Raw genomic sequence first — 12,718 nt, forward strand, 5'->3', positions numbered from 1 at the left:
AGAATGTACGGCGGCACAAGTGTCCGCCCATGAAAAAGCCTCCCGAATGGGGAGGCTGAACAACAAATGACTAATCGACCGTCGGCTGAATCTCAGCGGACGGGGCAGCAGGCTCGTCGGATGCACCGGACGAATCGGGCGAATCGGAAACATCGCCCTCATCGGTCGGCTCGGATGCGGCGGCAGCGGAATCGGACGATTCCTCATCGGCCTCTTCTGCCACGGACTCCGGTGCCGGTGCTGCATTCTTGGCGGTGCACACCGCAGACAGCAGGCCATGGATGAAAGCGGGCGAATCGTCATCGCACAGGGTCTTGGCCAATGCCAGAGCCTCGTCGATGGCGACCTTGTCCGGCACATCATCGGTGAACAGAATCTCCCAAGCGGCGATACGCAGAATGTTGCGATCGACCACGCCCATACGGCGGACCTTCCAACCCGTGGAGTGTTCGTCCAGGGTCATGTCGATCTGACGACGGTGCTCGGCCACGCCCTTGACGATTTCAATGGCATAGTCGGGAAGCGGGGTCTGGGCACCGGGATGTGCGATGCGCTCGTCAAGCAGGGAGAGAATATCCTGGCTTTTTTCGTCGGCTTCGTACAGGGTGTTCAGAGCCCTTTTGCGCGCGGTGGAACGTGCCATACTGCTGCTGTCCTAGTCCTTTATACGGTCGGTCGTCTGTTGAGGATGCGGAGATCAGTTGTTCTCGCGGCCGGTGTAGGAACCGTCCTCGGTGTTGATCTTGACGCGGTCGCCCTCATTGATGAACAGCGGGACCTGAATCTCGGCTCCGGTCTCAACGGTGGCCGGCTTGGTGCCGGCGTTGGAGCGGTTGCCCTGCAGGCCCGGCTCGGTGTGGGTGATGGTCAGGACCACGGAGCCCGGCAGATCGACGCTCAGCGGGGTGCCGTCGTGGAAGGAGACCAGGCAGTCGGTGCCTTCGAGCAGGAACTTGGCCTTGTCGCCCAGAAGGGTCTTCGGAACCATGATCTGATCGTAGGTGGTCATGTCCATGAACACGAAGTTGTCACCGTCCTCGTAGGAGTACTGGAGAGTGCGGTTGTCCACGGTCTCGAATTCCATCTTCATGCCCGCGTTGAAGGTCTTGTCGACGATCTTGCCGGAGAGCACGTTCTTGATGGTGGTGCGCACGAAGGCGGGGCCCTTGCCCGGCTTGACGTGCTGGAACTTCATGACGGTCCACAGCTGCCCGTCGAGGTTCAGGACGGATCCGTTCTTGATGTCGTTAGTAGTCTGTGCCACGTTATTCACCTATTTCAAATTCAAACTAGCTTAGGCAAAGCCCAAAAATTGCCTCGGCTATTATGCCACACCGGGTATACAGGAAGTGAACGCTGGGGTTTCCCATGTGTCCCCGGCTAGACTGGATGAATATGCGATCCTTCTTCGAAGCCATATCCGTGTCCTGCGTCATCCCCGCGCAATCGCCGGCGGACGACGAACGCACGGTGTTCGAGAACCTGTCCTTTGCTGTGGAGCGCGGCGAGATCGTCGATCTGGTGGGACCGTCCGGCTCCGGCAAGTCGAGTCTGTTGACCGCGTGCGCCCGGCTCAACCCGCATGCGCACGGCGCGTTCGCCCTTGAAGGCAAGGGCAGCGGCGAGTTCACGCCGCAGCAGTGGCGGCGGGATGTCGCCTACCTGCCGCAGAAGCCGATTCTGACGGGCAAGAACGTGGCCGAGGCGATCCGCCTGCCCTGGACGCTCGCGATTCGCGGCAAGGGCGGCAAGGGCGAGCATCTGCTGCCCGACGAGCGCATCCGCACGACGTTGGACGCGATGGGCTGCGAGGACATCGATCTGGAGCGCGCCCCGCACGACCTGTCCGGCGGCCAGGCGGCCCGCGTGGCCCTGGCCCGCACACTGCTCACCGATCCGAAGGTGCTGCTGGCCGACGAGGTAGATGCCGGTCTCGACGACGACAACGCGGCCAAGGTGGCTACAATCATGGCGGACGCGGCCGCACACGGCATGGCGATCATCCGCATCCGCCACCGTCCGCCGGACGGACGGGCCACCCGCACGCTGACACTGGACAAGGGGCGGCTGACCGAACACGAGATGACGGATCCGGCGGCGCAGGACGCGAACGCGGTGTCTGCCGGCGCCGATGAAAATGAGGAGACGCAGGCATGAGCGGCGATCTGGGCAATTCCTACAACATCGATATCTGGGGTCTGCTCATCGCGCTGGGCATGGTGGCCGTGGCGGCCATCATCAGCGAACTGATGCACATGGGCATCGGCAAGACCCTGATGTGGTCATCGTGCCGCGCATTGGTGCAGCTGTGCGCCATGGGCTTCATCATCGGCTACGTGATCCGGTCGAACAGCGTATGGATGGTGTTCGCCCTGATGGCGGTCATGCTGGTGGCGGCCGTGCAGATCGTGATGTCCCGCGCACGCGGCATCCCCAAGGGCCTTGCCGGGCCGATCTTCCTGAGCCTGGTCATCACCATGCTGCTGATGCTGGCGCTGGTCACCGAGCTCATCGTGCGCCCGCACCCGTGGTACGCGCCCCAGCTGGTGGTGCCCCTGACCGGCATGCTGCTGGGCAACACCGTAACCGCCTTGGCGGTGGGATTGAGCCGTTTCTACGAGAGCATGGAGGAGCGGCGTGACGAGGTGGATATGATGCTGGCGCTGGGAGCGACCCCATGGGAGTCGGCCCGCCCGTCCATCGTCTCGTCGATTCGCCTGGGCCTGCTGCCCACCACCGCCTCGCTGGCGTCCAGCGGCATCGTGACGATCCCGGGCATGATGGCCGGTCAGGTGATCGCCGGCGGCGACCCGCTCAACGCCGCCAAGTACCAGTTCGTGGTCCTCGACGCCATCGCCGCGCTGACCCTGCTGGCCGACGGCCTGATCATGGTCATGATCTACCGCACCTGCTTCACCGCCGACGACCAATACCGCCCGCCCGAAGCGCGCTAATCAGCTAAGCTCCCTCTGATAAGCTCCCTCTGACGAGGGAGCTGTCGAACGCAACGAGACTGAGCGAGAGACCACCCTACGCGATGGTGACCAGCGTGCCGTCCGGCACCTGGTCATAGAACCATTGCGCGTCGGCCACAGTCAGGCGCACGCAGCCGTGCGAGGCGGGCTGGCCGAGTTTGGCACCCTCCTCCGGCAGATAGTCGCCGAAGGCCTCGCCGGTCGGCACCGAGTGGAACAGGTACGAACCGTAGAACTGCACCCAATAGTCGGCGCCCATGCCTTCTTCGGCATTGTAGAAGTGTTCGCCGCGTGTATCGATGGTGTACGAGCCGTGCGGGGTGGCGTCGTCGACGCCGGTACTGGCGATCATCGTATAAATGGTCTGGCCACCGGACTTGACGTACACCCGTTGTTTGGCGAGACTGACCTCCACGCTCAGGTCGGAGTACTGGGATAGGTCGGGCTGTTTGCCGGTCGGCCCCTTCCAGTCCACGCTTTGCGCGGCTTTGTCATCGCCGTTCTGCGTGTTCTGCGTCTTCCGCGACCCGCCCTGTTTGCCGCTATCGGGAACCTGCTTGCGGGTAACGGCCGTGGGCTCGTTCGCCGCTGCGGTTGCGGCGGCGGTTGCGGTGTCGGCTCGCGGCCAGCTGCGCTGCGCCGCCGCGGTCTCGACTCCGGCGCCGATCAGGCAGAACAGGATACAGCAGGCGACCACTCCGCGCCGAATCACGTAGACCCGATCGCGACTCCAATTCACGTTCAACGTCGGCAGCCTCACCATATGCCTCTTCTCACCACAAAGACCATTCGGGTCGATTGTAAACAGGCATTGCGACGCCCTACGCCTCGGTTTCAGCCGTGATCTCGACTGCAGGAACGGCATCGTCCGGGGAATCTTCGCCCGACGCCGGCACCGTCCAGCGCCGCCGCAGCAGCATCCACAGGCCGATGATCATGGTCACCGCACCAAGCCCGATGCCGAACAGTCCCGAGGATTGCGCCGCATATGCAAATGCCATCGCAATCGGAAACAGCGCAGCAGCCAGCGGCATCACCGCAAGCCCAGTAGCGAGGTCAACCCACAGCTGGCGGCGCGGGAAACAGGTCGCGCCGCCCAGTACGCGAATCCGGCGAGCTTCTACCGAGTCGCGAGGAAGAAGAAACGTGGGAAGGGGAAGATGATGCTGCCGTCCGACTGTGTGGGGTATTCCTCGCGGACTTGGGCGAACACTTCGGCCTCGAACTTCTTGCGCCCGGCGTCGTCAAGCGCTTGCAGATACGGCCTCATGCCGGTGCCACGATACCAGTCCATAACCGCCTCATGCGAGGGCAGCGTGTGCATGTACGTGACCTTCCACATGCGGAAGGCGCTGGCATGCGCATGCAGCAGCTCCCAGTATTCGGGCGGCGTGAGGTTGTAGAACTCGCGTTGCTGCGGCAGCTTGTCCGCGAACGCGGGCGAGTGCACGATACCACCGATGATGCGGTGAATCGGCTCCTCATAGTTCATCGGCGTCTGCACAGCCAGCACTCCCCGACCCTGAGCCGGGCGAGCAGTCCGGGAATCAGATGCGGATGGTCCGGCACCCATTGGATGCAGGCATTGGAGAAGACCACGTCGAAGTCGGCCGGCAGCTCGTCCAGCCGCGCGGACACGTCGCACAGCTGGAAATCGATGTCGGGATAGGTTTTGCGCGCTGTCTCGATCATGACCGGCGAGCTGTCGACGCCGAGAATCTTGGCATGGGGATAGCGCTCGCGCAGCACGGCCGTGCTGTTGCCCGGCCCGCAGCCAATATCCAGCACGCGCGTGACGCTGCCGTCGTCCGGCGGCAGCTGCATCGCCAGATCACGCGCCGGCTGCGTGCGCTCCCGTTTGAATCGCAGATACTGTTCCGAATCCCAGGTAACCATGCTCCCCACGCTAATCAGCCATTCACATATCGGCCGATATTATCTCACAATTCAGCCGAGCAGGGCGTCGCGGCGGGCGATGAGCCCGTCAATCGCGGCCTCGCCTTCGATGACGGTGAAGGTCAGGGACTTGCGTTCGCTGGCCTGCGGGGCGATGGCGTGCAGGTCGCCGCGCTGCTCGTGCCAGCCTCGGCCGTGGACGCTGGAGTTCGAGGGTTCGAGGCCGACCACGTAGTCGCCCGCACCCGTCGACTTCCATTCCATGAAGTATGGGAAGAGGCTGGCGTCGAAGTCGATGACGACTCCGAGTCCGAGCTTGCGGTTGACCACGGCGGCGAAGCTGCGGCCGTTCTCGTCGGCGGCGAGCTCGTGCAGGTACACGCTTTCGGGACTGATCGTCGCGGAAGGATTCGTTGGTCACCTCATCCTCGACCGTGATCGACAGCCGGCCGTACACGCTGGTGATTGTGCGACGCAGTACGAGGTTCTCGCCGCGGTATTCGAACTGGCAGACGTCGAGGGCGCGGTCGGCCATGGACACGAAACGCAACGGACCGTTCTTCACCTCGATGGCCTTGAGGCCGTGGGCTCGGCCTTCCTAGTATTCGATCGGGCGCACGTAGGCGGCCTGCTGAAGGCTGCCCATATGGGCCAGCATGTCGGCTCGCGTGCTGTGTTCTGTGGACGTCATCGTCGTCACCGATCCTTGATATTTATGCCTCACGCCTGCGCAGCGGCGGCATCCGCGGCGTCGTTCTTCAGCGCGCGCAGCAGGGCCTTGTTGCGGGATTCGATGATGCGCTTGCCGTCCTCGCCCTGCCAGGAGAAGAAGCCCTGGCCGGTTTTGGCGCCGAGATTGCCTTCCCTGACCTTCTCGGCGAGCAGCGGGCTCGGGCCGGTGCCGTTGTCCATATCGTCGAACAGGTAAGTGCTGATGTTATAGAACACATCGAGGCCGCCGAGGTCGATGCTGGCGATCGGGCCGACCAGGTTCCAGCGGCGGCCGAGGCTGTACTTCATCACGTCATCCACGGTGGCCGCGTCCGCGATGCCCTGCTGGACGATGTGGAACGCCTCGCGCAGCACGGCCAGTTGCAGGCGATTGCCCACAAAGCCCAGCGATTCCTTCTTGATCTTCGCCGGCTTCTTGCCGATCTTGGCCATGAGGTCGAAGGTGATGTCCACTACCTTCGGGTCGGTCTTCTCACCCGGCACCACTTCGACCAGCGGCATCAACTGCGCGGGGTTCCAGAAGTGCGCCACCACGAAGCGCTCGGGGTGCCCCATCACCGACTGCAGCGCGGTGGGGCTCAGGCCGGAGGTGTTCGTGGACAGAATCGCGTCCTTGGGGGCGGCGTGCTCCACTTCGGTCCAGACGGACTTCTTGATGTCAAGGTTCTCGGCCACGGATTCGATGACGAAGTCCACGTCCGCCACGCCGCTTGCATAGTCGGCGTAACCGGTGATGCGGGCCAGCACCGCGTCCAAGGTGTCGCCGTCCTTGAGTAGTCCGGCTTCGGCGAAGTCCTCGGCATCCGAACGAATCGCCTTCATCGCCTTCTCCAGCGAGGCCTCGCCGCGGCCGACCAGATGCACCGGATATCCGGCCAACGCGAACTGCAACGTGATCGCGTGGCCCATGGTTCCCGTGCCGACGTTCGCAATCGTCTTGATATCGTCCACTGTCTCAATCACGGAGACCCCTTCTTTCCGGCGGTTCGTCTGGCGTTGGTGTACGCATGAACAGCACCGTGCCGTTATGCGTTTGTTCGCATTCTATGCCGATTTCGCTACGTGAACATTTGCTGAACATTTCGCGGATTCGACTAGTACAAATCCCCATATCAGCACAAAAGCGTGGTGCCGCAACACCGAAGTGTTACAGCACCACGCTGAAATGTTCATGTCGTTACGCTGCCGTCGCGCACCCACAGCGGAATCGATAGGAAACCTCACCGGAGTAGGTGAACACGGGGGCGACCAGCATGGACGGACCGAACATATACTGACGGTCCAGCGTGCGGCATGCCGGGTCATCGGGGAACTCCACGAACATGGAACGCATGACCGGAGTACCGTTCACATGAGGCTGCAGGCCAAGCTGGTAGACATACGGCATGAGTTCAAGCTTGAACTTGGTGAACTCGCGCACCACATCCACGGCGGTCTGGCCGGGCACCAATGCGACGCCGTTCTTCTCGTCTTCCTCGTCGAACAGCCACGGCACACGGTACACGGTGGAACCGTGCAGTCGCGAGTGGGAGCCGAGCATGCCGAACGCCACCCAACGCTTGTAGACGGCCGGATCCGGGAACGCGCCCTCGAAGCCACCGATGCCGTGACTCCAGAAGCCGAAGCCGGAGGAGGTCAGCGACAGGCCGGCACGCAAGGACTGGGCCATGCCATTGAAGGTGGACTCGCAGTCACCGCCCCAATGCACGGGCTGCTGCTGGCCGCCGACGGTGGCGGAGCGCGCATACAGGCAGGCGTTGCCCTTGCCGTAGGTTTCTTCGATGGCTTCGAACACGGCCTGGTTGTACAGCTGGGTGTACCAGTTGTGCATGGAGAGCTTCGGAGAGCCGTCATACCAGACGACGTCGCGCGGGATACGCTCGCCGAAATCGGTCTTGATGGCGTCCACGCCCTGATTCAGCAGGGCCTTGACCTTGTCCTTGAACCATTCACGGGCGGCCGGGTTGGTGAAGTCCACCAAGCCCATGCCGGCCTGCCAGAAGTCGGTCTGCCAGACTTCGCCATTGGGCTTGCGCACCAGATAGCCCTTGTCTTCGTGCAGGCGCTTCAGCGTGGATTCGATGTCGCCGAAGAAACGCTTGTCCCACTCGAAATCGCACCAATGGAACTCGCGCATCCAGTAGCAGTCGTAGTGGAAGGCGGCCAGCGGAATATCACGCTCGGCCATACCGTCGATGAAGGAGTTGATGGTGGCCTCGGTGTTCTCGGAACCGATCTCAAAGGAGACATGGCCGCGGTTGTTGACCAGTACGCCATACCCATTGGAGGTCATGTAGAACGGGATGTCCTTGTAGCCCTGCTCGGAAGCAGTGCCGCCATCCTCATTCCAGATGTCGACGCTCTGACCATTCTTCACGTAAGCGCCGAAGCGTTCGCCCAAGCCGTATACGTCTTCGCCAACCGACAGATGCAGCTGGATGGCAATGAACACGTCGGATTCATCACGGGCGGAACCGTCCATGGTCACACCGAATTCGCTGACCGGCTGGGCGGTGACGTTCGATTCGGCACCGAGCTTGAATCGGCCCAGCGACTTGCCTGCGGACTCAGTGAGCACCTTGCCGTCCTCGCCGATGAAGGTCAGGTTCCAGGGGGCGCCCTTGACGACCTTCACGGTAAGTCCGCCAGTGGTCAGCGTGACATCCGCGCCATTGACGCCGACTTCGCCGTCGCCATTGCCGTTCGCCTGAACGGTCACGTAATCACGGTTGCCGGGTTCGTCGGCATTGAGCGGGAATCCGGGGTATTCGGTGGCGCCTTGCCAGTGTTCGGCACACACACGAATCACGCCTTCCGCAGGTGTGGTGATGTCCACATTGAATGTGGGCAGGTTCAGGGTATCGTATCGGCCGCGCACCACGGAGGTCGGGGCGAGGACGTTGAGGCTTTCGGTGGTGGCATCCGCCGCCAGTTCGTAGGCTTCACGAGCGTAGAGGGCGTCGACGCCGTCACGAATCATCCAGTAGCCGTTGGTGAACTTCATTGTTGCTGCTCCTTGGTGGAGAGGTGGTTTCGACCGCCAGGGAACAAGGCAGCCGAAACCAAAATCAATATGTGCTGCTTGTTGATTGAATTGCCTGTTGTGCGAATGACCTTACTTCACCGCGCCGGTGGTGATGCCGTACCAGTCGCCGGAGCCCATCATGCCTTGCTCATCGTACTTGCCGGTGTCGGCCAAGGAACCGGTGATAATCTTGTCCCAGCCATATTCGGACACGTAATCGTTGAGGTTGGTGAGCAGGCCTTGGCTGGCGAGCAGGCCGGACGTGGCGTTGCCCTTGTTGTATTCCGTAACGTCCGGAGCGTCGTCGGAGTTGAGGACCTGGGAGGCGTTCTGGCGAATCTGTTCGAAGGCCTTCTTCTCGAATTCGACCTTGACGCCGGTCTCACACATTTTCATGCTTTATGCAAAAAAATGTGAGGCATACGCACATTTCCCATCAAACGCACAGGTGCAAGAATGGCAGCAATTCGCCATTTTTGAAATCACCATGTGCGTTTGACGGCGCGTAAGCCTCACATTGTTCTCAGCAGGACCGAATTTCTGCGAGCCCCCCCCTATAGCGCTCCCCTACGCAATATGTCCGCAAACGACCACACCACATGGGCGATACGCGCCAATTCGGCGTAACGGCCGATGGACAGCCACTGCACACGGTACCGTTCGAACCACAACTCCAAATCGGCGGCAAGACGGGCGCGGCGCGAGGCATCCAGCGCACGGCCGGTCACATCCTTGGTGTCACAGGCGTCCTCGCCGCCAGCCAATACCAGCAGTTCCTCACCCAGTCTATTGAACAACCGCTGCCCATCCAGCATCACCCACAGCAGCTCCGGGTTCAATCCTCCTCGTGCCGAGCCATCGAGCACCGCGACAACCGCACTGCCGCAATCAATCAACGCCCGGTCGCAATCCCGGCGTCGTTCGAGACGGGCATGGTTCCGCAGGAGCAATCGGCGGCGCGCGTCGGCGCATCCCAGCGCACGGTCAAACATGAGCTCTCCCCCGCACGACCGTTCCACATACGATGCCACATCCGTATTCAGCATGCCGGTGCCGGAACCGTATTCCAGTTCCAGCACTTGCACGGCGAGGTCCCAGGGGAACGACACTCCATCGGAGTCGATGCGAGCGAGTGAATCCATAAGCCAACCGGATTCGTCGCCATACGCCAGATTAGAAATCCGATGGTTCATTTCGCATGCGTCAATTGCAACCGGGTTCCACGCGTTTTGCGCACCGTAGCACAGTCCCGGCACGCTCAACCGCGGATCATTGACATGCCCATAGTCACCCCAATCGGTGACCACCATGCCTTCCGCACCATATTTGAGCCCGGCCACCGCCATGCGGTACGTGTTCAGCCAGGCACCGTCATAGTCGGGGAAGAACCGGCTCCACGCACGCACGGCAGGGCACACGAATTGGCGGCGGCCTTGTGATGCGATGGTCTGGATCTTGCTTTCGTCGATATCCGGCTCATACATCCAGTTGAGCATCGTGATGTCGCCGGGCAGCAAGTCCATGGTGTGCGGATTCTCGAGCGCGATATCCGCCCACAGCATCGGTTGTAGACCACGATGGGCAAGCGTGCTGCATAGGTCTTTGACGAAATCGGCATACAGCTCATCGCGACTGGCGCCCGGCGAGTCCTGTACGGACCGGCCACGGCCCAAGTCGAAAGTCTCATCGCCACCAATATTGAAGGACCGCGAGCGGAACAGCGGCGCGTATTCCTCGATTAGGCGCGAGGCGAAATCGTGCGACTTGGGGTTGGCTGCGTTCAGTGTGTGGTGTTCCATTCGTTCGATGAAACTGAACGGACGGTCGGCGTCTTCGGGGAACTCTCCCAGTCCACGATGTTCACGGGTGCGCAGGTTCATATACATGTGCCCGAAAGTGGCCAAGGACGGCACCAGTTCGATGCCGTGGTGTGCGCAGTATTCGTCCAGGAACATGATGTCGTCGGCCGTGAGCGGGTCAGTGCCGCGCCACGCTTCGCTGAGCTCGCCGAAAGCGAAGGCATGTTCCACGTACAGCTGGAATTGGTTGTACTTATACAACGCCAGCTGGTCGATGAACCAGGTGAGGAACGCCATCGTCGGCACACGCCCGCGCGTCACGTCAAGACTGTAGGCGCGCACCGCGAACGCAGGCTTGTCTTGGATATGCAGGCAGGGCAAGGTCCGCGAGGTTTGCCTGATCATCTGCCGCAGTGTCTGCATGCCGTACCGCAATCCGCTTTCGCTGCCACCACGCACGGCGATGGTATCTGAGGCGAACACATCCAGCGTGTATTCGTCATGCGCCAATCGCGCATCCACACACAGCAATATGACGGTGCCGTTCATCGCTGCCGGCGCACCCGCGCCCGCACCCGCACCCACGCCCGCATCTCGCGCTTTTTCGGCGGCATTGGCACCGGCGTCGGCTTCATCTGTGGCTGTGAGTACTCGGCGCGTACGGACGGCGACGCCGCAGTAACGCTCGAGTTCGCTGGACAGCTGCTCGATTGGCAGCGTTTCCCAGGTCTCATCGGCATCTTCGGTGACGGCATATTCGGGAATTCGTTTCTCGATCGTCACCAAGGACCCGATCATAGCCGTGCCATGCGTGTATTCCAATGTCACCGGAGCGGGAATCAGGGTGAGACACGGCGTTGCGGCATCAGCCTTATATTCGAATGTGGGCACAGCTGTTCCTTTCATACTGTTTTTATTATCGTTCATCCGCTGACGGCAGGCGACACGCGGTCACGCCGCCATCAGCGGACGAATCGTTTGGTGAGGTACGGCGGCATACGCTATTTCACGGCACCGGTCGTCACACCCTTCATGATGTTGCGCTGGATGAGCATGAAGAACACCACCACCGGCAACGAGAAGGTCACCGAAGCGGCCATCTGCCCGCCGAAATCGGTGCCCATGGTGGGTGTCGAGAAGGACGACAGCCATACCGGCAGCGTGTACTTCGACTGGTCCTTCATGAACGTATAGGCGATCATGTAGTCGTTCCAGGCGTTGATGAACGCGAACACCGAGGTCGAGACGATGCCGGGCGCGGCCAGCGGGAAGGTGATCTTCCACAGGATCTGCCAGTCGTTCGCGCCTTCCACGGCCGCGGATTCGAAGATGTCCTTCGGGATGTTCAGGAAGAACCCGCGCATGTTCCAGATCGCGAACGGCAGCACCATGGCGATGTACGCCAGGATCAGGCCGCTGTATTTGTTGAGCAGGCCGAGCTGGTTGTAGATGATGATCTGCGGGATGATGCCGCCAGAGGTCATCTGGATGGCCAGCACGAACACCATGATCGGCTTGCGCCCGCGGAAGCGGTACAGGGTCAGGGCCGTGCACGCGAAGAACGCGACAATAATCGACAGGACGATCGAGAGGTGCATGGGCCAGAACACGGGGGTCGTGGTCATGATCTCATCGCGCGGCTTTACGGCGGTGATAATCATCCAGTAGACCGGGAAGAACCATACGACGCAGAACAGCAGGGCGAGGATAGTGGTGCCGGCGCGGCGCGCGATCTTGCCGGGGTTGGTTCGGCGGCGGGGCGGTGCAGACTGCGCTGCGCCATGCGATACGGCCCGTGGATTCTCAACACATTTCATAAGGACGACCCGCTATTTCAGGGATTCGCCAATATCAGCGTGCCAGTCGCCATTTCCGGCGTCGGCTATGGCAGCGCCACCCCTTCCCCACCGTCGACATCGACAACCGACTCGCTTCACGCAAGCTCACCGAGCATATGTTGGGGCGCGGGTATCGACGAATCGCCTATATCATCGGACCGTCGTACTTGCCGACGTCGACGCCGACGCCAGCGTGCCCGCAGCTGACCACCGTGCGCCAGCCAATGGACGCATTCGGCGTCAGCTTGGCTACCCTAGTGCTTGACCAGATCGAGGACCGGCCGTTCCAGCGCACGGGGCTCCTGCCCACCGAGGTCGTAGCCAGATAGGCGCGCAGAGAACGGTTCTCAATAATGTCTGTGCACACTTCTCTACGCCCGAAGCACACATGGAATATGCCCTAATCACTGCCATGTCGCCATTTGCGATGATGTGAGATTGTTATGTTCTTGT

15 protein-coding genes are annotated in these 12,718 nt (G+C 61.5%); 2 read left to right on the top strand and 13 right to left on the bottom strand.

Features of this window, described 5'->3' with window-relative positions; all coding sequences use genetic code 11:
• Positions 1-70: 70 nt before the first annotated feature.
• Both nusB and efp read right to left on the bottom strand, forming a co-directional pair.
• A complete protein-coding gene (gene nusB, locus Q5H31_RS00310; protein ID WP_007053263.1) occupies positions 71-643 on the bottom strand; it encodes a transcription antitermination factor NusB in 573 nt (190 codons plus the stop codon).
• Between the two features lie 54 nt (positions 644-697).
• Positions 698-1,264 carry an elongation factor P gene (gene efp, locus Q5H31_RS00315; RefSeq protein ID WP_007056944.1) on the bottom strand — a complete coding sequence of 189 codons (567 nt, stop codon included), beginning with the start codon at positions 1,262-1,264 and terminating at the stop codon, positions 698-700.
• A 125-nt stretch (positions 1,265-1,389) separates the two neighbouring features.
• On the opposite strand from efp, the gene Q5H31_RS00320 reads away from it, so the two are divergent.
• The gene (locus tag Q5H31_RS00320) at positions 1,390-2,157 is read left to right on the top strand and encodes an ATP-binding cassette domain-containing protein (RefSeq protein WP_007054022.1); all 768 of its coding nucleotides are present in this window, start codon (positions 1,390-1,392) and stop codon (positions 2,155-2,157) included.
• A complete protein-coding gene (gene fetB / locus Q5H31_RS00325; protein ID WP_007054021.1) occupies positions 2,154-2,954 on the top strand; it encodes an ABC transporter permease in 801 nt (266 codons plus the stop codon). The genes Q5H31_RS00320 and fetB overlap by 4 nt, the downstream gene beginning before the upstream one ends.
• Positions 2,955-3,030: 76 nt before the next feature.
• Here the strand turns inward: fetB and Q5H31_RS00330 are convergent, their stop codons facing one another.
• From Q5H31_RS00330 to Q5H31_RS00380, 11 genes are all read right to left on the bottom strand, one after another.
• Positions 3,031-3,738, bottom strand: coding sequence for a L,D-transpeptidase (locus Q5H31_RS00330; RefSeq protein ID WP_007054020.1), 708 nt, complete (start codon positions 3,736-3,738; stop codon positions 3,031-3,033).
• Between the two features lie 58 nt (positions 3,739-3,796).
• On the bottom strand, positions 3,797-4,009 hold the full coding sequence (locus Q5H31_RS00335; protein ID WP_023658482.1) for a hypothetical protein: 213 nt from the start codon (positions 4,007-4,009) through the stop codon (positions 3,797-3,799).
• An 86-nt stretch (positions 4,010-4,095) separates the two neighbouring features.
• Positions 4,096-4,479 (bottom strand): trans-aconitate 2-methyltransferase, encoded by a 384-nt coding sequence (locus tag Q5H31_RS00340; RefSeq protein WP_007056947.1) that lies wholly within the window; start codon positions 4,477-4,479, stop codon positions 4,096-4,098.
• The gene (locus tag Q5H31_RS00345; protein ID WP_007056948.1) at positions 4,464-4,871 is read right to left on the bottom strand and encodes a methyltransferase domain-containing protein; all 408 of its coding nucleotides are present in this window, start codon (positions 4,869-4,871) and stop codon (positions 4,464-4,466) included. The genes Q5H31_RS00340 and Q5H31_RS00345 overlap by 16 nt, the downstream gene beginning before the upstream one ends.
• Positions 4,872-4,922: 51 nt before the next feature.
• Entirely contained in the window at positions 4,923-5,252 is a 330-nt protein-coding gene (locus tag Q5H31_RS00350; protein ID WP_007053254.1) for a DUF4432 family protein, read from the bottom strand.
• A 217-nt stretch (positions 5,253-5,469) separates the two neighbouring features.
• Positions 5,470-5,562 carry a hypothetical protein gene (locus Q5H31_RS00355; RefSeq protein ID WP_012471763.1) on the bottom strand — a complete coding sequence of 31 codons (93 nt, stop codon included), beginning with the start codon at positions 5,560-5,562 and terminating at the stop codon, positions 5,470-5,472.
• Positions 5,563-5,591: 29 nt separating this feature from the next.
• Positions 5,592-6,566, bottom strand: coding sequence for a 3-hydroxyacyl-CoA dehydrogenase family protein (locus Q5H31_RS00360; RefSeq protein ID WP_080821291.1), 975 nt, complete (start codon positions 6,564-6,566; stop codon positions 5,592-5,594).
• A 214-nt stretch (positions 6,567-6,780) separates the two neighbouring features.
• On the bottom strand, positions 6,781-8,607 hold the full coding sequence (locus Q5H31_RS00365; protein ID WP_131221882.1) for a TIM-barrel domain-containing protein: 1,827 nt from the start codon (positions 8,605-8,607) through the stop codon (positions 6,781-6,783).
• A 111-nt stretch (positions 8,608-8,718) separates the two neighbouring features.
• Positions 8,719-9,018, bottom strand: coding sequence for an extracellular solute-binding protein (locus tag Q5H31_RS00370; RefSeq protein WP_007055628.1), 300 nt, complete (start codon positions 9,016-9,018; stop codon positions 8,719-8,721).
• Positions 9,019-9,182: 164 nt separating this feature from the next.
• A complete protein-coding gene (locus tag Q5H31_RS00375) occupies positions 9,183-11,318 on the bottom strand; it encodes a family 20 glycosylhydrolase (RefSeq protein ID WP_007055634.1) in 2,136 nt (711 codons plus the stop codon).
• 110 nt (positions 11,319-11,428) lie between these two features.
• On the bottom strand, positions 11,429-12,244 hold the full coding sequence (locus Q5H31_RS00380; protein ID WP_007054013.1) for a carbohydrate ABC transporter permease: 816 nt from the start codon (positions 12,242-12,244) through the stop codon (positions 11,429-11,431).
• Between the last annotated feature and the right edge of the window lie 474 nt (positions 12,245-12,718).

Origin of the sequence: uncultured Bifidobacterium sp., from assembly GCF_959020155.1 — a bacterium.
GTDB lineage: Bacteria > Actinomycetota > Actinomycetes > Actinomycetales > Bifidobacteriaceae > Bifidobacterium.